This window comes from Nocardia sp. NPDC050175, assembly GCF_044459885.1.
Lineage (GTDB): Bacteria > Actinomycetota > Actinomycetes > Mycobacteriales > Mycobacteriaceae > Nocardia.
Genome location: NZ_JBITJI010000007.1, coordinates 136,559 through 158,561 on the forward strand (window position 1 = coordinate 136,559; position 22,003 = coordinate 158,561).

At 66.5% G+C, this 22,003-nt stretch carries 16 protein-coding genes and 1 pseudogene; 13 read left to right on the forward strand and 4 right to left on the reverse strand.

Annotation, left to right across the window (positions count from 1 at the left end; genetic code table 11):
* The first annotated feature begins 54 nt into the window (after positions 1 to 54).
* The 10 genes and pseudogenes from nuoE to nuoN all read left to right on the forward strand — a co-directional run bounded on the left by nuoE (position 55) and on the right by nuoN (position 12,786).
* Positions 55 to 756: an NADH-quinone oxidoreductase subunit NuoE gene (nuoE, locus tag ACIBK2_RS24625; RefSeq protein WP_357389030.1), complete on the forward strand. Its 702-nt coding sequence runs from the start codon at positions 55 to 57 to the stop codon at positions 754 to 756.
* The gene (gene nuoF, locus ACIBK2_RS24630; protein WP_396970180.1) at positions 757 to 2,121 is read left to right on the forward strand and encodes an NADH-quinone oxidoreductase subunit NuoF; all 1,365 of its coding nucleotides are present in this window, start codon (positions 757 to 759) and stop codon (positions 2,119 to 2,121) included. It begins immediately after the preceding gene.
* Positions 2,118 to 4,601 (forward strand): NADH-quinone oxidoreductase subunit G, encoded by a 2,484-nt coding sequence (locus ACIBK2_RS24635; protein ID WP_396970182.1) that lies wholly within the window; start codon positions 2,118 to 2,120, stop codon positions 4,599 to 4,601. Before nuoF ends, ACIBK2_RS24635 begins: the two co-directional genes overlap by 4 nt.
* Positions 4,594 to 5,823, forward strand: a pseudogene (gene nuoH, locus ACIBK2_RS24640) (NADH-quinone oxidoreductase subunit NuoH); the annotation flags it as partial. The gene ACIBK2_RS24635 and the pseudogene nuoH, both read left to right, overlap by 8 nt.
* Positions 5,806 to 6,429, forward strand: coding sequence for an NADH-quinone oxidoreductase subunit NuoI (nuoI, locus tag ACIBK2_RS24645; protein WP_396970803.1), 624 nt, complete (start codon positions 5,806 to 5,808; stop codon positions 6,427 to 6,429). The pseudogene nuoH and the gene nuoI, both read left to right, overlap by 18 nt.
* Entirely contained in the window at positions 6,426 to 7,268 is an 843-nt protein-coding gene (locus ACIBK2_RS24650; RefSeq protein ID WP_396970184.1) for an NADH-quinone oxidoreductase subunit J, read from the forward strand. Before nuoI ends, ACIBK2_RS24650 begins: the two co-directional genes overlap by 4 nt.
* Positions 7,265 to 7,564, forward strand: coding sequence for an NADH-quinone oxidoreductase subunit NuoK (gene nuoK, locus ACIBK2_RS24655; RefSeq protein WP_396970186.1), 300 nt, complete (start codon positions 7,265 to 7,267; stop codon positions 7,562 to 7,564). The genes ACIBK2_RS24650 and nuoK overlap by 4 nt, the downstream gene beginning before the upstream one ends.
* 1 nt (position 7,565) lies before the next feature.
* Positions 7,566 to 9,455 (forward strand): NADH-quinone oxidoreductase subunit L, encoded by a 1,890-nt coding sequence (gene nuoL, locus ACIBK2_RS24660; RefSeq protein ID WP_396970188.1) that lies wholly within the window; start codon positions 7,566 to 7,568, stop codon positions 9,453 to 9,455.
* The gene (locus tag ACIBK2_RS24665; protein ID WP_396970190.1) at positions 9,452 to 11,077 is read left to right on the forward strand and encodes an NADH-quinone oxidoreductase subunit M; all 1,626 of its coding nucleotides are present in this window, start codon (positions 9,452 to 9,454) and stop codon (positions 11,075 to 11,077) included. The genes nuoL and ACIBK2_RS24665 overlap by 4 nt, the downstream gene beginning before the upstream one ends.
* A gap of 83 nt (positions 11,078 to 11,160) precedes the next feature.
* Positions 11,161 to 12,786 carry an NADH-quinone oxidoreductase subunit NuoN gene (gene nuoN / locus ACIBK2_RS24670; protein ID WP_396970192.1) on the forward strand — a complete coding sequence of 542 codons (1,626 nt, stop codon included), beginning with the start codon at positions 11,161 to 11,163 and terminating at the stop codon, positions 12,784 to 12,786.
* A 209-nt stretch (positions 12,787 to 12,995) separates the two neighbouring features.
* Here the strand turns inward: nuoN and ACIBK2_RS24675 are convergent, their stop codons facing one another.
* Positions 12,996 to 13,385, reverse strand: coding sequence for a hypothetical protein (locus tag ACIBK2_RS24675; RefSeq protein ID WP_396970194.1), 390 nt, complete (start codon positions 13,383 to 13,385; stop codon positions 12,996 to 12,998).
* Positions 13,386 to 13,779: 394 nt separating this feature from the next.
* On the opposite strand from ACIBK2_RS24675, the gene ACIBK2_RS24680 reads away from it, so the two are divergent.
* On the forward strand, positions 13,780 to 14,589 hold the full coding sequence (locus ACIBK2_RS24680; protein WP_396970196.1) for a class I SAM-dependent methyltransferase: 810 nt from the start codon (positions 13,780 to 13,782) through the stop codon (positions 14,587 to 14,589).
* A 123-nt stretch (positions 14,590 to 14,712) separates the two neighbouring features.
* Here ACIBK2_RS24680 and ACIBK2_RS24685 read toward each other — a convergent pair whose 3' ends face one another.
* A complete protein-coding gene (locus ACIBK2_RS24685) occupies positions 14,713 to 15,450 on the reverse strand; it encodes an SDR family NAD(P)-dependent oxidoreductase (protein WP_396970197.1) in 738 nt (245 codons plus the stop codon).
* Positions 15,451 to 15,577: 127 nt separating this feature from the next.
* Entirely contained in the window at positions 15,578 to 17,014 is a 1,437-nt protein-coding gene (locus ACIBK2_RS24690; RefSeq protein WP_396970199.1) for an alpha-amylase family protein, read from the reverse strand.
* Between the two features lie 465 nt (positions 17,015 to 17,479).
* Here ACIBK2_RS24690 and ACIBK2_RS24695 point away from each other — a divergent pair, with 465 nt between their 5' ends.
* Entirely contained in the window at positions 17,480 to 19,210 is a 1,731-nt protein-coding gene (locus ACIBK2_RS24695; protein ID WP_396970200.1) for a hypothetical protein, read from the forward strand.
* Positions 19,211 to 19,376: 166 nt separating this feature from the next.
* On the opposite strand, the gene ACIBK2_RS24700 is transcribed toward ACIBK2_RS24695, so the two are convergent.
* Positions 19,377 to 20,198: an alpha/beta fold hydrolase gene (locus tag ACIBK2_RS24700; RefSeq protein WP_396970202.1), complete on the reverse strand. Its 822-nt coding sequence runs from the start codon at positions 20,196 to 20,198 to the stop codon at positions 19,377 to 19,379.
* Between the two features lie 291 nt (positions 20,199 to 20,489).
* Between ACIBK2_RS24700 and rox the strand changes: the two genes are divergently transcribed.
* Positions 20,490 to 21,917: a rifampin monooxygenase gene (gene rox, locus ACIBK2_RS24705; RefSeq protein WP_396970204.1), complete on the forward strand. Its 1,428-nt coding sequence runs from the start codon at positions 20,490 to 20,492 to the stop codon at positions 21,915 to 21,917.
* The last annotated feature ends 86 nt before the right edge of the window (positions 21,918 to 22,003 follow it).

Sequence of the window (22,003 nt, forward strand, 5' to 3'; positions counted from 1 at the left end):
TCGCGAAGCGATTCGATGAGGGGTGGTGGCCGGGTGGCGGGTGGGCCCGAGATCATGCTGAAGCTCAGCACTCGCCCAGAACCGTTCCAGCCGTTCATCCGTGAGCGGCTCGAACTGGACGCCAAGGAGATCATCGGCCGCTACCCGGAGCCGCGGTCGGCGCTGTTGCCGCTGTTGCATCTGGTGCAGGCCGAAGAGGGCTGTGTCACCGGTACCGGCATCGACTTCTGTGCCGACCAGCTGGGTTTGACCGGTGCCGAGGTCACCGCGGTGGCCACGTTCTACTCGATGTACCGGCGCACCCCGACCGGCGACTACCACGTCGGCGTGTGCACCAACACGCTCTGCGCGGTGATGGGTGGCGACGCCATTCTCGCTGCGCTGGAACGGCATCTTGGCGTGGGCCACGGCGAGACCACCGCGGACGGCAAGATCACCCTCGAGCATGTCGAGTGCAACGCGGCCTGCGATTTCGCGCCGGTGATCATGGTCAACTGGGAGTTCTTCGACAACCAGACCCCGGAATCGGCGCAGGCCCTGGTGGATTCGCTGCGCGCGGGTCAGCAGGTGACGCCGTCTCGTGGCGCGCCGCTGTGCACGTTCAAGGAGACCGCGCGCATCCTGGCCGGTTTCCCCGACGAGCGACCCGGCGTCCTCGATCACGCGGCGGGCGAGGCCACCCTGGCCGGGCTGCACGTCGCGCGCGAGCAGAACATGAACGCTCCTGGGCCGCAACAGGATTCGGAGGGCGCCTAAATGACGCTGACCCCTGTACTCAGCAGGTACTGGGATGACCCGAAGTCGTGGACGATGGACACCTACCGCCGCCACGACGGCTACCAGGCGCTGCGCAAGGCGCTGGCGATGGAGCCGGATCAGGTCATCCAGACCGTGAAGGACGCCGGACTGCGCGGCCGTGGCGGCGCGGGCTTCCCGACCGGCATGAAGTGGAGCTTCATCCCGCAGGGCGCCGGACCCGACGGCGTGATGAAGCCGCACTACATGGTGGTCAACGCCGACGAGTCGGAACCCGGTACGTGCAAAGACATTCCGTTGATGCTGTCGAGCCCGCACGCCCTGATCGAGGGCATCGTCATCGGCTCCTACGCCATCCGCGCCGCGCACGCGTTCATCTACGTGCGCGGTGAAGTGGTGCCGGTACTGCGCCGACTGCAGGCCGCGGTCGCGCAGGCCTACGAGGCGGGGTTCCTGGGCCGCAATATCCTCGGCTCCGGTTACGACCTCGAACTCATCGTGCACGCCGGAGCGGGTGCCTACATCTGTGGTGAGGAAACCGCGCTGCTCGATTCGCTGGAAGGACGTCGCGGTCAGCCGCGACTGCGTCCGCCGTTCCCGGCCATCGCGGGTCTCTACGCCTGCCCGACCGTGGTGAACAACGTGGAATCCATTGCCAGCGTGCCGGCGATCCTGCTCAACGGCACCGCGTGGTTCCGGTCGATGGGTAGCGAGAAGTCACCCGGGTTCACCCTCTACTCGCTGTCGGGGCATGTGCACCGGCCCGGCCAGTACGAGGCACCGCTCGGGGTCACCCTGCGTGAACTGCTCGGCTATGCCGGTGGCGTGCGCACCGGGCACACGGTGAAGTTCTGGACGCCGGGTGGTTCCTCCACACCGCTGTTCACCGACGCCCACCTCGACGTGCCGCTCGACTACGAGGGTGTCGCGACAGCCGGATCCATGTTGGGCACCAAGGCTTTACAGATCTTCGACGACACCACCTGCGTGGTGCGCGCGGTGCTGCGCTGGACCGAGTTCTACATGCACGAGTCCTGTGGCAAATGCACCCCGTGCCGCGAAGGCACGTACTGGCTGGTCCAACTGCTGCAACGGATCGAGTCCGGCCGGGGCACCGAATCCGATCTGGACAAGCTGCTCGACATCAGCGACACGATCAACGGCAAGTCGTTCTGCGCGCTCGGCGACGGCGCGGCCAGCCCGATCATCTCGTCACTGAAGTACTTCCGCGACGAGTACGTCGAGCACGTCACCGGCGGCGGCTGCCCGTTCGATCCGGCTCGGTCCACCGCGTGGTCGAACGGTGTTGGGGCCGTGCCGCATTCGCGCGATCAGGCCGCAGCACACACGGAAGGAGTGCGATGACCGCCACTGTGAATGCGAATACCAGCGGGGTTGTCCCGGCTGACCTGGTGTCCGTCACCATCGATGACACCACGGTCAGCGTGCCCGCGGGCACCCTGGTGATCCGGGCCGCCGAGCTCATCGGCATCCAGATCCCGCGCTTCTGCGATCACCCGCTGCTCGACCCGGTCGGCGCGTGCCGTCAGTGCATCGTCGAGGTCGAGGGCCAGCGCAAGCCGGTCGCCTCCTGCACCATGACCGTCACCGACGGCATGGTGGTGCGCACCCAGCTCACCTCGCCGGTCGCCGACAAGGCGCAAGAGGGTGTGATGGAGCTGCTGCTCATCAACCACCCGCTCGACTGCCCGGTGTGCGACAAGGGCGGTGAGTGCCCGCTGCAGAATCAGGCGATGTCCACCGGTCGCGTCGAAACCCGGTTCGAGGGCGAGAAGCGCACCTATCCCAAGCCGATTCCGCTGTCCACCGCGGTGCTGCTGGATCGGGAACGCTGCGTGCTGTGCGCGCGCTGCACCCGGTTCTCCCAGCAGGTCGCCGGTGACCCGTTCATCGAACTGCTGGAACGTGGTGCGCTGCAACAGGTCGGCACCGCGCAGGCCGAACCGCTGGATTCCTACTTCTCCGGCAATACCGTGCAGGTGTGTCCGGTCGGCGCGCTGACCGGCACCAGCTACCGGTTCCGTGCTCGCCCGTTCGACCTGGTGTCGAGCCCGAATGTGTGTGAGCACTGCGCTTCCGGTTGCGCGCAGCGCACCGATCACCGTCGCGGCAAGGTGCTTCGCCGGTTGGCCGGGGACGACCCGCAGGTCAACGAGGAATGGAACTGCGACAAGGGCCGCTGGGCGTTCGCTTACGCGACCGAACGCGACCGGCTCACCACACCGCTGGTGCGCGGGTGGGACGGCAACCTCGCACCGGCCTCGTGGTCCGAGGCACTCGCCGCGGCCGCGGAGGGTTTGGCTGCCGCGTTCGGCAGCGCGGGTGTCCTCGTCGGCGGCCGAGTCACCGAAGAGGACTCCTACGCCTACGCCAAGTTCGCGCGAATCGCGTTGGGCACCAACGATGTCGACTTCCGGGCGCGGGCGCACTCGGCCGAAGAGGCCGACTTCCTCGCCGCACGCGTGGCGGGCCAGGGCATGACGGTCAGCTACGACAACCTGGAGTCCGCGCCGATCGTGCTGCTCGTCGGCTTCGAGCCGGAGGAAGAGTCGCCGATCGTCTATCTGCGGCTGCGCAAGGCCGCACGCAAGCGTCGCCTGCCGATCTACTCGATGGCGCCGTACTCCTCGCGCGGTCTGGATCGGATGTCGGGCAAGCTGATGCAGGCGATGCCCGGTGCCGAACCGCACCTGCTCGACGCGGTGCGTACCGGCGAAACCTCCACTGCGGGAGCCGATCCCACGCAGATCGCCGATGTGGCACGACTGCTGCGCGAACCCGGCGCGGTGATCATGGTCGGCGAGCGGATGGCCGGCATTCCCGGCGCGCTGTCCGCTGCCGTAAGGCTGGCCGACGAGACCGGTGCCGCACTGGCGTGGGTGCCGCGTCGCGCGGGTGAACGCGGTGCGGTCGAGGCCGGTGCGTTGCCGGGTCTGCTGCCCGGCGGTCGTCCGGTGGCCGATCCGCTTGCCCGCCAACAGGTTCGGGCCGTGTGGAATGTGCCGGACCTGCCCGTCATGGCCGGTCGCGATACCGCCGCCATCCTGGACGCCGCGCCCGGTCTCGGTGCGCTGGTGATCGGTGGCGTCGACGTCGCCGACCTGCCTGACCCGAGCGGTGCGCTGGCGGCCATCGATGCCGCACGATTCGTCGTCAGCCTGGAACAGCGGCACAGCGCGGTCACCGACCGCGCCGACGTCGTGTTCCCGGTCGCCACCGCCATGGAGAAGTCCGGCACCTTCCGCAACTGGGAGGGCAGGCCGCGTCCGTTCGCCGCCGCGATGGGCGACGACATGGTGCGCCGCCAGTCCGCCCCGCTGTCGGATCAGCGTGTGCTGCAAGCGATCGCCGACGAGATGAAGGTGCGCCTCGGCCTGCCCGACACCGACGCGGCCCGCGCCGAACTCGCCGAACTCGGCGCCTGGGACGGCGCGGCCGTCGCGGCGCCCGCACACCGCCCACATCCGCTGACCCAGCCCGGACCCGGCACCGCGGTGCTGGCCAGCTGGCGGATGCTGCTCGACCTGGGCCGCCTGCAGGACGGCGAACCCAACCTGGCAGGCATCGCCCGCACCCCGGTCGCCCGGCTGTCGCCCGCGACCGCCGCCGAAATCGGCGCCGTGACACACGATCTGGTGACCGTCGCCAGCGACCACGGCACCGTCACGCTGCCGCTGGTCATCACCGACCTGCCCGACCGGGTGGTCTGGCTGCCGCAGCACTCACCGGGCAGCTCGATCGCCGAACAGTTGGCCACCCAGCCCGGCGGCATCGTGCAGTTGCGGCGGGCCGACGAGAGGATGAAGGAGCACAGGCATGAGTGACCTCAGTTTGTTCGGCCACGATCCCCTGTGGTTGGTGATCGGGAAGTCCGTCGCCATCTTCATCTTCCTGCTGCTCATCCCGATGATCGCGGTGGTCGCGGAGCGAAAGATCGTGGCGCGCATGCAGATGCGCATCGGCCCGAACCGGATCGGCCCGTTCGGCATGCTGCAGAGCATCGCCGACGGCGTCAAGATGGCACTCAAGGAAGACATCGTCCCGGCCATCGTGGACAAGCCGATCTTCATCATGGCGCCGATCATCTCGCTGATCCCGGCCGTGATGGCGTTCGCGGTGATCCCGTTCGGCCCAGAGGTTTCCGTCTTCGGTCACCACACCGCGCTGCAGCTCACCGATATGCCGGTAGCGGTGCTCTACATCCTCGCGATCACCTCGATCGGCGTGTACGGCATCGTGCTCGCCGGCTGGTCGTCGGGTTCGACCTATCCGCTGCTCGGCGGGCTGCGCTCGACCGCGCAGGTGATCTCCTACGAGATCGCGATGGCGCTGTGCTTCGCCACCGTGTTCCTGCTCGGCGGCACCATGTCCACCTCGGGCATCGTGGCCGCGCAGCACGACACCTGGTACGTCTTCCTGCTGCTGCCCTCGTTCCTCATCTACTGCGTCTCCATGGTCGGTGAGACCAACCGGGCACCGTTCGACCTGCCCGAGGCCGAGGGCGAGCTGGTCGGCGGCTTCCACACCGAGTACTCCTCGCTCAAGTTCGCCATGTTCATGATGGCCGAATACATCAACATGGCAACGGTTTCCGCGCTCGCCACCACCCTGTTCCTCGGTGGCTGGCACGCGCCGTGGCCGTTGAGCCTGTGGGCAGGCGCCAACACCGGCTGGTGGCCGGTGCTGTGGTTCACCGCCAAGGTGTGGGGTTTCCTGTTCGTGTTCATCTGGTTGCGTGGCACGCTGCCTCGGCTGCGTTACGACCAGTTCATGAACCTCGGCTGGAAGCTGCTGATCCCGACCTCGCTGCTGTGGGTGATGCTGGTCGGCGGCGCTCGGATACTGCAGGCCGAGGGCTATCACGTGCAGACCCCGGCGCTCGTCATCGGCGGCCTGGTGATCTCGGTCCTGCTGATCGGCACCTTCCTGCGGGCCGGACGTCGCGGTGGCGCCGCGCCACCGGCCGAGCCGGAACCCGCGGCGGCGACCGCGGATACGGCGGTGTTCCTCGGTTTCCCGACACCGCCGCTGCCCGAACATCCCCGCGAGGTCGCCAAGTCGGGGCTGTTCGATCCGCTGGCCGGGTTTCTGGTCACCGCGGCGACCATGTTCAAGAAGCCGAACACCGAGTTCTATCCGGAACAGAAGGTGCCGACCGCGCCGCGCTATCACGGGCGTCATCAGCTCAACCGGCACCCGGACGGTCTGGAGAAGTGCATCGGCTGCGAGCTGTGCGCCTGGGCCTGCCCCGCCGACGCCATCTTCGTCGAAGGCGCGGACAACACCGAGACCGAACGCTTTTCGCCCGGTGAGCGGTACGGGCAGGTCTATCAGATCAACTACCTGCGCTGCATCGGCTGCGGCCTGTGCATCGAGGCCTGCCCGACCCGGGCGCTGACCATGACCAACGACTACGAGATGACCGACGACAACCGCGCCGGTCTGATCTACGAGAAGGACCGGCTGCTCGCGCCGCTGCAGCCGGGCATGACCGCACCACCGCACGCCATGCAGCCGGGCACCGACGAGGGCGACTACTACCTCGGCAACGTGCTGGGCAGCATCCAGGAACCCAACGGCAGCAACGGAAACGCCGCGCCGGACAGTCCGAAAGAGCCCGTCGTGGCGGGCGTGGAAGGAGGGTCGCGGTGAACGAATTCATTCTCGCCGCCGAGCCACTCACCCGGACCTCCACCGGCGAGGCGGTGGACTTCTGGGTGCTCGCGCCGCTGGCCGTGGTCGGCGCGCTCGGCATGGTGTTCGCCCGCAAGGCCGTGCATTCCGCGATCTGCCTGGCCGCCACCATGATCGTGCTCGCCGTGTTCTACATGGCCCAGGACGCGCTGTTCCTCGGCGTGGTGCAGATCGTCGTCTACACCGGCGCGGTCATGATGCTGTTCCTGTTCGTGCTCATGCTGGTCGGTGTCGACTCCACCGAATCGCTCAAGGAAAACCTGCGCGGGCAGCAACTCGCGGCGGCCGCGGTCGGCCTCGGGTTCGGCCTGCTGCTGATCAGCGGCATCGCCCGCGGCATCCGTGAATCCGGAATCGCCTTCCCGGCCACCGGCTTCGCCGGACGCGACGTGATCGGCGAACTCGCCGAGCTGATCTTCGTCCGCTACGTGTGGGCGTTCGAGCTCACCGGCGCGCTGCTCATCACCGCCACCATCGGCGCGATGGTGCTCGCGCACCGCGAGCAGTTCGGGCCGAAGATCGGCCAGCGGGAAATGTCGGTGCGCCGGTTCCGCGAGGCAGGCCATCGCGCCACCCCGCTGCCGACGCCCGGCGTCTACGCCAGGCACAACGCGGTCGACATTCCGGCCAGGCTGCCCGACGGGTCCTTCGAGGAACTGTCGGTCAGCACCATTCTGCGGCACCGCCGCACCCGGGCGCTCACCGAAGCGGCCGTTATCTCGGTCGCGGCGGAGGATCCGGCGCCCGTCGGCGCGGTCGCGACCGAGACCCAGAGCGACGAGGAAGGCAACCGGTGAATCCCCAGAACTACCTGTTCCTGTCCGCCTTGCTGTTCACCATCGGCGCGGCCGGAGTGCTGTTGCGGCGCAACGCCATCGTGGTGTTCATGTGCATCGAGCTGATGCTCAACGCGGCGAACCTGGCCTTCGTCACCTTCGCCAGGCTGCACTCCAACCTGGACGGCCAGGTGTTCGCGTTCTTCACCATGGTGGTCGCCGCGGCCGAAGTCGTTGTCGGCCTTGCCATCATCATGACCATCTTCCGTGCCCGCCGCTCGACCTCGGTCGACGACGCCAACCTGTTGAAGTTCTGAGATGGAGACGGCGACGCTCTGGCTGCTGCCCGCCCTGCCTCTCGCAGGCGCTGTAATCCTTCTGCTCACCGGTCGTTTCAGCGACAAGTGGGGCCACCTGCTCGGCACCGTGATGGCCTTGGCGGCCTTCGTGGTGGCCGGGATCGGGTTCTTCGACATGCTCGGGCGCGACAACGCGCAGCGCGGCATCCACACCGACCTGTTCAGCTGGGTGCCGGTCGCCGGCCTGCAGGCCGACTTCAGCCTCCAATTGGACCAGCTGTCGATGTGTTTCGCGCTGCTGATCACCGGTGTCGGCTCGCTGATCCACATCTATTCCATCGGCTACATGAGCCACGATCCGGGACGGCGGCGATTCTTCGCCTACCTGAACCTGTTCCTCGCGGCCATGCTGCTGCTGGTGCTGGCGAACAACTACCTGGTGCTCTACCTCGGTTGGGAGGGCGTCGGTTTGGCGTCCTACCTGCTGATCGGGTTCTGGTACCACAAGCCGACCGCGGCGACCGCGGCCAAGAAAGCGTTCGTGGTCAACCGGGTCGGCGACATGGGGCTGGCGATCGCCATGTTCGTCATGTTCTCGACGTTCGGGTCGATCAACTTCACCGACGTGTTCGCGGGTGCGCCGCAAGCCGGGGAAGGAACGCTCACCGCGATCGGGTTGCTGCTGTTGCTCGCCGCGTGCGGTAAGTCCGCGCAGGTGCCGCTGCAGTCCTGGCTCGGGGACGCGATGGAAGGCCCGACGCCGGTGTCGGCGCTCATCCACGCGGCCACCATGGTGACCGCGGGTGTGTATCTGATCGCGCGGTCCGGGCCGATCTTCGATCTGGCACCCGATGCTCGACTGGGTGTTGTTCTGGTCGGTGCGGTGACACTGCTTTTCGGTGCCATCGTGGGTTGCGCGAAGGACGACATCAAGAAGGCGCTCGCCGCGTCGACCATGAGCCAGATCGGTTACATGGTGCTCGCCGCGGGCCTCGGCCCGGCCGGATACGCCTTCGCCATCATGCATCTGCTCACCCACGGGTTCTTCAAGGCCGGGCTGTTCCTCGGAGCAGGTTCGGTGATGCACGCGATGAACGACGAGACCGACATGCGCCGCTACGGCGGACTGCGCAAGCTGCTGCCGATCACCTACGTCACCTTCGGGCTCGGGTATCTCGCGATCATCGGGGTGCCGCCGTTCGCCGGGTTCTTCTCCAAGGACAAGATCATCGAGGTGGCGTTCAACCAGGGCGGCGCAAGCGGTTTGACGTTGGGCACGGTGACGTTGCTCGGCGCGGGGCTCACCGCGTTCTACATGACGCGGGTGATGTTCCTGACGTTCTTCGGTGAGCGACGCTGGAAGCCGGACACGCATCCGCACGAATCTCCCGCGGTGATGACCGGGCCGATGATTCTGCTGGCCATCGGATCGGTCGCGGCGGGTGCGTTGTTCGCGTTCGGTTCCTCGCTGCAGAACTGGCTCGAGCCGGTGGTCGGCGCGCATCACGGTGAAGAAACCGTGCCCGCGGGTGTCGTCACAGCGCTTGCGCTGGTGGTGGTCGCCATCGGTGTCGGGTTCGCCTACTACCAGTACGCGCAGCGCGAAATCCCGGAGACCGCACCGGAAGCCGTGTCCGCGTTGACCATCGCGGCCGGCAAGGACCTCTACGGTGACGCGCTCAACGAGGCGGCCTTCATGCGACCGGGCAGCTACCTGACCCGCGCGCTGGTCTTCCTCGACAACCGAGGCATCGACGGCATCGTCAACGGAACCGCCGCCCTGATCGGTGGCCTCTCCGGTCGAATCCGCCGAGTCCAAACCGGTTTCGTGCGCTCTTACGCCCTGTCCATGTTCACCGGCGCGGCCCTCGTGGCCGCCGCCCTGCTGGCAGTGAGGTTGTGGTCGTGACCGACTTTCCCTGGTTGACCACGTTGTGGTTGGCGCCGGCGATCGGCGCGGTCATCGTGCTCGTGCTGCCTGCCTCGCAACGAGTTCTCGCGCGGAGCTTGGCGTTGGCGGTGTCGGCGGCGGTGCTGGTGTTCGCCATTGTGCTGGCGGTGCGCTTCGAACCCGGTGGGGCGCAGTATCAGTTCGTCGAGGACCACGAGTGGATTCCGGCGTTCGGTGCCGGTTACACCGTCGGGGTCGACGGGATCGCGCTGGTGCTGGTGTTGCTCACCACGGTGCTGGTGCCGTTGCTGATTCTGGCGGGCTGGCACGACGAGCGTGAGGTCGGCAGCGGGCGGCGGGTGTCGCACACCTACGTCGCGCTGACGCTGCTGGTCGAGGCGATGGTGCTGATTTCCTTTGTCTCGCTCGACATTCTGCTGTTCTACGTGTTCTTCGAAGCCATGTTGATTCCGATGTACTTCCTCATCGGCGGGTTCGGGCCGCGGTCGGCGAATCTCGAATTGCGGCAGCAGCGGTCGCGGGCGGCGGTGAAGTTCCTGCTGTACAACCTGTTCGGCGGGCTGATCATGCTGGCCGCGGTGATCGGGTTGTATGTGGTCACCGCGCGCGACGGGCTCGGTGCGGGTTCGACGGGCACCTTCGACTTCCGCACGGTGGTCGCCGCGGCCAACTCCGGGCAGCTCGGCGCGGCACCCGCGGTGCTCAACGCGCTGTTCCTCGGGTTCATGTTCGCGTTCGCGGTGAAGGCGCCGCTGTGGCCGCTGCACACCTGGCTGCCCGACGCCGCCGTCGCCGCGACACCGTCGAGTGCGGTGCTGATGATGGCGGTGGTCGACAAGGTCGGCACCTTCGGCATGCTGCGCTACTGCCTGATGCTGTTCCCGGACGCGTCGAGTACCTATGCGCCACTGGTGATCACCCTCGCGGTGATCGGCATCATCTACGGCGCGCTGCTGGCCATCGGGCAGACCGACGTGATGCGGCTGATCGCCTACACCTCGATCTCGCACTTCGGGTTCATCATCCTCGGCATCTTCGCGATGACCAGCCAGGGACAGACCGGCGCGACGCTGTACATGGTCAACCACGGCATCTCCACCGCCGCACTGTTCCTGATCGCGGGCTTCCTGGTGTCGCGCCGCGGCACCAGGCTCATCGCCGACTTCGGCGGCGTGCAGAAGGTGGCGCCGATCCTGGCGGGCACCTTCTTCATCTCCGGCCTGGCGACACTGTCGCTGCCCGGGCTCGCGCCGTTCGTCAGCGAATTCTTGGTGCTGGTCGGCACCTTCGCCCGCTACCAGGTCGCGGCGGTCATCGCGACCGGTGCGCTGGTGCTTGCGGCGCTGTACATCCTGTGGATGTACCAGCGGATGATGACCGGACCGGTCAAGGACGGCAACGAGCGCATCTACGACCTGGTGCCCCGCGAACTCGCGGTGGTGGTGCCGTTGATCGCGGCGCTGCTGTTCCTCGGCGTGTATCCGAAACCGATCCTGAACTTCATCAATCCCGCGGTGAGCCAGACGTTGACCACCATCGGCAAGCACGACCCGGCACCGGCGGTGCCCGCGCTGCCCGAGGCCGGTAAGGCCGATCATCCCGGAGGTGTCCACAAATGAGTCGCACCAGTGTTCGCGTCGCCATCGCTCTCATCGTCGCGGGGCTGCTCGCCGCGGTGATCTCCTTCTCGAGGACGGCCTAAGTGACTTCCTTGGACTACGGAACAACCCTCGCCGCGGCGATTCCGGCGCCGGACATCGAATATGGGCATCTTTCGCCGATGCTCATCGTGTTCGGTGTCGCGGTGATCAGTGTGTTGGTGGAAGCGTTCATGGGGCGGCGGTTCCGGTTCGGCGCGCAGTTGCTGCTCAGCGTTGTCGGGTTGGTCGGCGCGTTGGTCGCAGTGATACTGCTGGCCGGGACCAACGCCACCGCTATCGGCGGTGCGGTTGCTGTTGACGGCGTCACGTTGTTCCTGCAGGGCACCATCCTGGTCGTGTCGATCCTCGGTGTGCTGTTCATGGGTGAGCGCGGGGCCGAGCCGCGCGTCGAGGCGCGCAGCGGTCCCGGGACCTGGAGTGTGGCCGCGGCGACACTCGGGCGCGGGGTGGATGCATTTACGCCGCAAGCGTCTTCGGTGCCGGGTAGCGCGATGGAGCGGACCGCGTTGAAGGCGGGGATCGCGACGACCGAGGTGTTCCCGTTGACGTTGCTCGCGGTCGGCGGGTTGCTGCTGTTCCCGGCGTCGAACGATCTGCTCACCATGTTCGTCGCGCTCGAGGTGCTGTCGCTGCCGCTGTATCTGCTGTGCGGGCTCGCTCGGCGCAAGCGGCTGCTGTCGCAGGAAGCGGCGCTGAAGTACTTCCTGCTCGGCGCGTTCTCGTCGGCGTTCTTCCTCTACGGTGTCGCGTTGCTGTACGGGCAGGCGGGCACGGTCAAGCTGGCCGGGATCGCCGATGCCATTGCGCTGCATCCGGATAACGCGATGCTCGCGCTGCTCGGGGTGGCGCTGCTCGCGGTCGGGCTGCTGTTCAAGATCGGCACGGTGCCGTTCCAGTCGTGGGTGCCCGATGTGTATCAGGGTGCGCCGACACCGGTTACGGCGTTCATGGCGGCCGCGACCAAGATCGCGGCAGTCGGTGCGTTGTTGCGCGTGCTGCAGGTCGCGGTGCCCGGGCTGCGCGACGACTGGCGGCCGGTGCTCGCCGCCATCGCCATCGCCACCATGGCGGTCGGCGCGGTCATGGCGATCACCCAGACCGACGTCAAGCGGATGCTCGCGTACTCCTCTGTCGCGCATGCCGGATTCATCCTCACCGGCCTGATCGCCGCCAACAACAAGGGTGTTTCGGCGATCCTGTTCTACCTCGTCGCCTACGGCGTCGGCACCGTCGGCGCGTTCGCCGTCGTCAGCCTGGTCCGTGACGCCTCCGGCGAGGAAGTCAGCGCCCTGTCCCAATGGGCAGGCCTCGGCCGCCGCTCCCCCTGGCTCGCCAGCGTCTTCGCCCTGTTCCTGCTCTCCTTCGCCGGTCTCCCCCTGACCAGCGGATTCGTCAGCAAGTTCGCCGTTTTCGAAGCCGCCGCCTCCGGCGACGCCAGCTACCTGGTGATCGTCGGCGTCATCTGCAGCGCCATCGCCGCCTTCTTCTACATCCGAGTCATCGTCCTGATGTTCTTCACCGACCCACCCGCCGACGCTCCCCTCGTCGTCTCCCCCTTCCTCACCACCACCGTCGTAACCTTCGGCGCCGGAGCCACGTTGATCCTCGGCATCTTCCCCCAGATCGTCCTCGACCTGGCAGACCGAGCATCGACCTTCGTCCGCTGAAGTAGTTCCTCCAGCCGTACACCGTTTGTATAAGCCGCACACCCGCGATACGGGGTGAGCGGGTTATACAAACGGTGTACGGCTTTTCCGGCAGCCTGACATGAAACAAGACCCGCCAACGGATTTGGTGTAATCCGTTAGCGGGTCTTCTTTTCGGAGCTACGGCAGATCCGCTGGAAATTCGGCGGACGCTACGGGATCGTCCAGAGTTATCGGCAGATTTCAGTAACTATGCCGTTGGCACCGGTGAAGATATTCGAGTCGGACACGAGCCCCTCCATCTTGGGGTGCGCATTGGCCGCGTCCGCTACAACGTAATCCCAGATCTCGGTCATGCCGGACGCCCCGTAAACGGCTTGCCCCACCCGCTGGCAGACGATATGGACTGTCGAGCCCTCGGGCAGATATCCGACCGAATGACACGCAGTGGACGGCCACTGAACAGGGTGGTAGCAGTCGCGCACAGTGGCACCACCTACCTTCACCGGCGCCAGACGCCAATCCGCCTGAGCCGTCGCCGAACTACTGACGAAAGCAGCTCCCAGCACAAACGTGACCCCGAGAATCTTCAGCACCGCAGACAATCTTTTATTACCCATATAAGCCTCCTACGAGCGACTACCTGTTCGACAGCTACCCGCAGGCTCACCTCGAATTCAGGACGTTATAGCCAGTAATCGTAGGCGGCGTACCGCTTGCCTCCTGTCATACGAACAACCGATATTCATGGCCCTGCCGAATCGCGTCGAGGGTGCCGCCGCGCGCGAATTGTGCCGCCGCGCACCATATCGCCAGCAGTTCGGTGCGCAGTGGACGAGAACGTGCGCGGCCACCAACGGTCTCGTCAGAGGACGTAGGAGGCGCGCCGTTGACGTTCAGGACGGAGCTTCAGGTTGCCTCGGGGCACGCACGTCGTTGTGTATTCGGTCACTTGGCCTCGTGAAACGACCTGATCCCTACTTCAGCCCGGATCGCTCGGCTTAGCGTCTTGTCATGACCGGGTTTTCGCCAACCTCCGCACCACGGGATCCGCACTACACGCTGCCCAACGAATGGGATTTCGCCGACGAACGCCTTGCCCTGCTCGGCGCGGCCTACGACCCCGAAAGCATCGCGCTCGCTCAGCGACTGGGCGTCGGTGCGGGATGGCGGTGTCTGGAAGCCGGGGCCGGCGGTGGGTCGTTCGCGCGATGGCTCTGCGATGCCGCCTTGCCGGGTGGTCGAGTGCTCGCGGTGGACGCCGACCCACGCCACCTGACGGACCTGCCCGACCGTGGCGGCGAAGTAGCCCGGATCGACCTCGTCACCGACGAACTCCCCGAAGGCGCATACGATTTCATCCACACACGATTCGTACTGCTGCACATTGCCCAACGCGACATTGTCTTGGCGCGACTGACGCGTGCGCTGGCGCCGGGCGGCGTTCTTTTGCTCGAGGAGGGTGACGGCCTCGGCGTCCTCAATGAAATGCCGGGCGCATTCGGCGAGGTCTGGCGAGCCTTCGCGCGGTCGACCGAGACCGCGGGGGCAGACCAAGCCTGGGCCCGGAACTTACCTGTGCATCTCGAGGCGCTTGGGCTCGTCGACGTCCAAGCCGATGCGCAGATCCCGGTGTTTCGCGGCGGTTCGCCGATGGCACGCATGTGGAACCTCACCTGGGCGCAGGTCCACGAAACCTTGGCAGCGCTCGGCGTCTCGCCCGAGGTCATTGCCACCGCCCAGTCCGAGTTGGCGGACGAGCAGCGATGGTTCTACGCCCCACCCACGGTCCGCGCATGGGCCCGAGCCCCCCGAAAGCCCTAGGGCTGCACACCATCAGCAATGGGTAGCGGCGACCAAGATCAGGGGGAACTGGTGTCGGCATCTCGGGAGGCCAACAGCACCAGTTCCCCGTGATCTTGAACAGGTCTTGCTGGTTGGGCGGCGTCAGTGGAGGTAGGAGGCGCCGTTGACGTTCAGGACGGAGCCGGAGGTCCAGGTTGCTTCGGGTGAGGCGAGATAGCGGACGGCGGAGGCGATTTCCTCGGGGGCGGCGACGCGGCCGAACGGGCTTTGGGCGCGGACGTCGTCGGTGACGCGGTGGGCGACTCGGTCGGTGGCGACGAAGCCGGGTGCGACGGAGGCGACGGCGATGCCGTGGGGTGCCAGTTCGACTGCGAGCGATTGGCCCAGTGCGTGCACTGCGGCTTTGCTTGCGCCGTAGCCCGCGTATTCGGGTTCGCCGCGGAATGCGCCGCGCGAGCCGATGTTCACGATTCGGCCCGCGATGCCCTTGTCGATCATGTGCCGGGCGACGCAGTAGGACATGTTGGCGGTCCCGAAGACGTTGACGTCCATGGTCTTTCGCCAGGCTTCTTGCCAGTCGGCGTAGTCGGTGTCCACCACCGGGTGCGCGATGTTGACTGCGGCATTATTGACCAGAACGTCGATCGTGCCGAGTCCTTCGATCGCCGCGTCGACGATTCCGGCGACAGCGTCCGCGGATCCGATGTTCCCGCTGACGAGCACGTGTCCTTCGCCCGGCAGCCCGCGCAACGTCTCTTCACCATCGTCGCGACTCGACGCATAGTGGACCGCCACTCGATCGCCGATCTCCGCGAACGCCAGGGCGATTGCCCGCCCGATCCCCCGGGAAGCCCCCGTCACCAGCACGCCTCTGCTCATTCTGTGATCACCATGCGGTTAGCTTGCCATCGCGACCTGACGATCGTCGACCCGATATAGGCGGCCCACTCTTGAATCGTGGGGTGGTGCGGAATCCGCCTTACTTCGGCCAAGTCGGTGCCGAGGGTTATCCGGCGACGGTGGCACCGGTGTGGAGTGCGAGTCCGGACTGCGCGGCGACATCAGCGTGCAGTACGCCGGCACTGTCGATCTCGTAGGTTGGGCCTGTGCAGGCTCCGGCCTGGACCGTGCCGTGCATGACATCGCAGTAGCGGCCCGCGGGAAGTGAGGTGTGGAAGGCACCTTCGGTGTCCGGGAAGTCCTCACCGTTGATGACGAGGTATCCCTCGTTGCCGCGGCCGAATGCGATCCGGTTGCCACCGTTGTCGGACCAGTCGACCACCGGCTGACCTTGGACCTGCTGGTGGAAAGCGACCATCCCACCGATGCCCGGCCAGGCGTGTTCGCACAACCAGTGGCCGTCTCCGCAAGTGCTGTCCATGGCGCGGCCGAGCGGATCGGAGGGGGGCGGCTCGTCGTAGGAGCTGAAGGCATAGCCGCTGAGCACTTTTGGGCGCCCGTAGGGCCAGGCGAGCATGAACGCGTTGGCCAGGGTGTAGCGGTCGCCGTCGGCGTAGGTCATGGTGGAGCCGTTGTGTTCGGTGTCGTGGTTGGCCACGAAGACGACGGTCTTGTCCGATGGCAGAGCGGAGCTGAAGGTGCGGAGCCAGGCGAGTCGTCCCTGGCGGAAGATCTGGCTCAAGGTTCCGGCGTAGCGGAGGTCCATGACCGCGCCGGTCGCGAGGTACTCCTCGGGTTGGACGGCTTCCTGCCAGCCGTAGATGACTTCCTGGTAGACGTATGCCGGTCGGGTCAGGCGCTGTTCGATGGCCGCGAGGTCGTCGGGCGGAATGTATTTGGCCGAGTCGACGCGGAATCCGTCGACGCCGATCGAGAGCAAGTCGTTGAGGTAGGCGGCGATCCGGTCCCGGACGGAGTCGTCCTCGGTCGCCACGTCTGCTCCGTTGAACGACTGGCAGTTGAACACCTGGGCACGGTCATGCAGGTCCGTGACGGCGTCATTGGGTGTCCCGCAATGGTGGAAGTCGCGTTCGCTGTACGGCACTGCCGGATACCAGTAGTGGCAGTACGGCGTGCCCCCACTGCCGATGCCGCACCCGGTTGTCGCGGACATGTTGTTGATCACCGCGTCGATATAGACCTGCACCCCGGCGTCATGGCAGCTGCGAACCATCGACGCCAGCTCATCACGCGTACCGAATCGACTCTCCAGCTTGTGCGACACCGCGGAGTAGCTCTGCCACCACGGAAACCCCTTCTCCGGCAAGAGTGAATGCTCCTCCGGCGGCGAGGTCTGCACGGCGCCGTACCCCAGCCTGCCGAGCGTCGACTGACATTCCCGTCCGATCGATCGCCAATTCCAGCCGAACATCTGCGCGATCACCTCACGCCCGCCGGGCTCCTCCGCCGCAACCTCGGCAGGAACCGCAACCCACGTCGTCGTCACCGCAGTAACCAGCGCGAACACCCATACGCGGAACATGGGGCGACTGTATCCGAGCGCGCGATTCGGGAGACTCCTCCGCAGTGTCCCGGCGCGCCGGGGCGACTTGGCGCCGAACGGGACAGCAGGGAGAACCCGCCGCTATGCCCCTTTCGCCGCTCGGTACGCGGGTGCGACGGCGTCGATTTCCCGAATCAGCCTGTTTCGATCTGGATATCCCGCTACCGTCGCCAGGTAGCTCCGGCGGTGTCTGCGCTGATCGAATCCCATTGGCTGCACTGATGCCTCAACCGTCTGAGCCGGGTCGACGCTCAGCGGAATCAGATCGCGACGATCTTGGCGAACTGCATGAACTATCTGGTCAACTCCTGACAAATCTCCCAGTGACGTGGCCCGATATGCATGGCAACGTCACTCACCGTGAGAAATGCAGCGTTGCGTCTCGGACGGTCGGTACCACAGCGGAGGCGGCGCGTTGAGCGCCGAAATGGTTGGGCGGCAACGGTGGTGCTGACGGTGGTTGCCGCCGGTCTTGTCCCGCCGGGTCTGGCGACGGCGGCCGACGAACCGCCCACGTCGGTGGCGACGGATCGGCAGGAGCAGCCGGTGGCGACGCGCGACGGAATCGCGATCTCCTACGTCAGCTTTCGGCTGCCGTTGCCAGCCAACGCCCCCGCGCATCCGGAGGCGTGCGATCGCACCGGTTATCTGCGGTATCGGCCGGTCGGCGGCCCGGAGAACTCGCGCGACGCCGACGCGGTAGTGGTGCAGCAGCAGGGATTGGCCGGAGGCGCAGTCAATTCCGAGGGCGTCGCGGGCAACACCGTGCGCTCGGCGAAGACCCTGGGTCGCAACATCGAGTTCTGGTCGCTGGCGCGCCGCGGTGCCTGCTTGGATGAGACAGCGGGCTTCGACTACGCCTTACAGACCGGGAACTACCTGGACGCGGTCGACTACTACTTCAACGGCAAGCCCATCGACGGGCGCACCTTCCCCGGCTTCAAGAGCTCACAGGACCTGCCGATTCTCGATTCGATCGGCGTGGAGCGGGTGATCCGCGACCAGTACGAGATCATGCTGCACGAGATCCCGGATCAGGCCGAGCGGCAACGCAAATACGTCTGCACCGGTATTTCGATGGGTGGGATGGTCACCGGGTTCTTCTCGGACTGGGATTTCGACGGCAACCCGGCCACTCAGGCGGACGCGGGCTACAACCAGTGCGCCGCGTTCGCCGCGCAGGACTCGATGGTCTCCTCGGATCCGGCCGCCATTCAGAACACGCCGTTCTTCCACGACATCACCGACGCGCTCATGGGTCCGACGAACAACGTGTTGAAGGCCGGTTTCGACAGCGGTGTGCTGCCGATGCGCACGCTCGGTCCCGTTCCGGTGATCGGCACCAAGGCGATGCTGCTCTACCGGCTCGCCGGGCTCGCCGCGCATCTCGCCCCGGATGAGGAGAGCCAGTTGCTCGCTCATCTGCATGATCCCGAGGTCGAGGCGACGCTCACCACCATGTTCGGCCAGAGTTGGGCGGCGGTGGCGACCGGCGGCGGGGACGGTGAGGGCACTATTCGCGACTACCGGTTCACCAACGCGGCACTGCTCGGCACGTTCATCGACAACAACTCCGGCAATTTCGCGCTGCTGCAGCAGGGTGTCGGGGCCCTCTCCGGTGGCCCGGTGGCGGAGAAGACGTTCCCGAATGGTGGTGGGGCAACCCAGATTCCGGTGTTGGGTAACTACCTGCGGATCAGTGCGGGCCCGCAGACACGCGTCGCGCCGACCGACCGGAACGCGCTCTACACCTGGCGCAACTACAACGACGTCGTCGGGGTGCCGTGGACCGCACCGAACCGGGAAACCTCCGACATCCACGAGGTGGCCCGTCAATTGGGCACCGGCGCGCCAACGGCGTACTGGGAGACCTACTTTCCGTTGCGCATGATCATCGATCTCGGTGCGGGAATGACCGGAGCGCGCAGCGGTGACATGGTTAACCTGCGCTACCACAACATGAGTCGCACCAAGCCGAACTTCATCGCCTACGCGGGCGACAGCGTTGTGCAGTACGGTGTCGGCACCTGGGTGCCTACGGGAGCCACCGCACAGGTGGAAACCCTGCCGGGCTACACGCATATCGACACGATCGGCGCGGCCGCGGTACAGAACAACGGTAAGCCCGACTACAGCGGTCAGTACCTGGCCGAATTCATCAGAGGGCTCACCTGATTCGTCAGTGCCCTCGTGCCGGACCACGTGGGCGGTGACGCCGGGCGGCCTCGACCCTCATCAGGCCGCCCGGTGTACGTCCTGGACGGTGGGCGAGGGCAGCGCCGCCGTCCAGGACGTCACCTGTGCGCGGCGCGCGGCCTGGGCATGACCGCGCGCCGACGAATCAACTGAGCACTTCACGCAGCCGAGTGACGAAAGTGGCCGGGTCCTCGACGAATCCGGTGTGACCGCCCGGGAACAGAGTGGGTTCGATGCCGAGTTCGGCGGCCAGCGCGCGCGTCGTGTGGTCGCAGAACTGGTTCGTCGAGGTGGCGCCGATGCCGGCCACCACCCGGACCGGTGTCGCGCGCAGCGCCGCGAGATCCGGCTGCCACCAACCGGTTCCCTCGATCTCGTGCAGGTACCAGAAGCGTTCGCTGGCCAGGTCTGCCGGAGCGGGATCGCCGCCGAACATCTGCTGGAATACCGGCTCGGGCATCTGGATGTTGGCGTTGGCCATGAACTTCCGCCAGGCACCGATTCGGTCGCCGCCGGCGTAGGTGGCGACGAGATCGGTTGTCTGGATACGCAATTCGTCGCGGTTGTCGAGCAGGAGGTTCAGCGGGGGTTCGTGCGCGATCGCCGTGCTTACGAGTTCCGGGTGGGCCTGGACCAGGGCAAGTGTGGTGACCGCGCCGCCGCTGGAACCGAGGACCACGGCTGGACCTGCGTCGAGGTGGGTGAGTATCCGGGCCAGGTCGTCGGCCCGCAGTTCCGGCGTGGAGTCCTGTTCGGGGTCGTCGAGCACGCTGCTCTGGTGTCCGCGCGGATCCATGGTGAGCACGGTGTGGTCGGTGGCGAGCAGATCGGCCGCCGGTGCGAAGGCCGCGGCGTTCATCGGGGCGCCGACCATCGCGATCAGCGGGCCGCTGCCGCGGACCTCGTAATACAGGTGGGCGCCGGGGACGTCGAGGGTGTGTGCGGTGACGGACGAGGTCTGGGTCATGAGTACTCCTCTGAGGATCGTGCTAGGTGCTCATGACTGTCGACGGTGCCTGCGTCTGAAACTCATCGGCTGACAGTGGAATTGCTTCGGATGCGCGCTGGGCGAGCGCGGTGCAGCGGAAGGGTGCCCGCTGACGGCGGACGAGAAATAAACAAGGACAAGGAGGTGAACCCACTCCTTGTCCCCCTCAACATATATCGCACCCGGGGCCTTGCCGCAAGACCCCGGTCGTGCCGCACAATGGTCCGCCGAAGCCAGTACCTGCGGAAATCTGTTGAATGGAGTGCTTTCTTGATTGACGTGATCATCGTCGGCGGCGGACCGACCGGCTTGATGCTGGCCGGCGAGTTGCGGCTGCGCGGCGTGCAGGCTCTCGTGCTGGAGAAGGATGCGGAGCCGACCAAGATCGTCCGGGCGCTGGGCATGCACGCGCGCACCATCGAGATCATGGATCAGCGTGGCCTGCTGGACCGGTTCCTCGCGCTCGGCACGCAGCATCCGCTCAATGGTTTCTTCGCAGGCATCAGCAAGCCCATCCCCGAGCCGCTGGACACCTCGCATCCGTATGTCCTGAGCATCCCGCAGCCCACTACCGATCGCCTGCTAGCCGAGCACGCCACCGAACTCGGTGTCGAGATCCGGCGCGGCAGCGAACTGGTCGGGCTGAGTCAGAACGAGCACGGGGTGACCGCCGAGCTGGCCGACGGCTCGCAGCTGCGCTCGCGCTATCTCGTCGGCTGCGACGGTGGGCGCAGCACGGTGCGCAAGCTGCTCGGGGTCGACTTCCCTGGCGAGCCCACCAGGGTCGATACGCTGCTCGGCGAGGTGGAGTTGACCGCGTCGATGGAGACGATCACTGCCGTGAACGCGGAGGTCCGCAAGACTCAGTTGCGGTTCGGTGCGATGCCGCTGGGAGGCGGGGTGTTCCGGGTCGTCGCGCCTGCTGCGGTGGTGGCCGAAGACCGCACTGTCCCACCGACTTTGGACGAGTTGAAGCAGCAGATGCTGGCGACCGCAGGCACTGATTTCGGCGTGCACTCGCCGCACTGGCTGTCCCGTTTCGGTGACGCCACCCGGCAGGCCGAGCGCTACCGGGTCGGCCGGGTGCTGCTGGCCGGCGACGCGGCGCATATCCATCCGCCGATGGGTGGGCAGGGCCTCAACCTCGGCATCCAGGACTCGTTCAACCTCGGCTGGAAACTGGCCGCCGAGATCGACGGCTGGGCACCGGAAGGTCTGCTCGACAGCTACCAAGCCGAACGACACCCGGTGGCCGCCGACGTGCTGGACAACACGCGCGCGCAGATGGAGTTGACGTCGCTCGAGCCCGGCCCGCAGGCGGCGCGCAGGCTGGTGGCGAAACTGATGGACTTCGGCGTCGTGAGCCGGTACTTGACCGAGATGATCATCGGAGTCGGGGTCGGCTACGACTTCGGCGAGGGGCATGAACTGCTGGGTCGGCGGTTGCGGGATGTCGGGTTGAAGCGGGGGCGGCTGTTCGAGTTGATGCACGAAGGTCGCGGACTACTGCTCGATCAGACCGGGCGGCTTTCGGTGGCGGGCTGGGCGGATCGGGTCGATCATGTCGTTGATGTCAGTGAGGAACTGGACGCGCCCGCAGTGTTGCTGCGGCCGGACGGTTACGTGGCGTGGGTCGGTGAAGATCAGCAGGAGCTGCTCGGTCAGCTGCCCAAGTGGTTCGGGGCCGCTGTCAGCTGAGCAGGCAGCGGGGGCCAGGTGGTTTTGGCGGGTAGGCGCTGCCGTGGCTCCCCGCCAACAACCGCCTCGGCACGGAGATTCTGGTC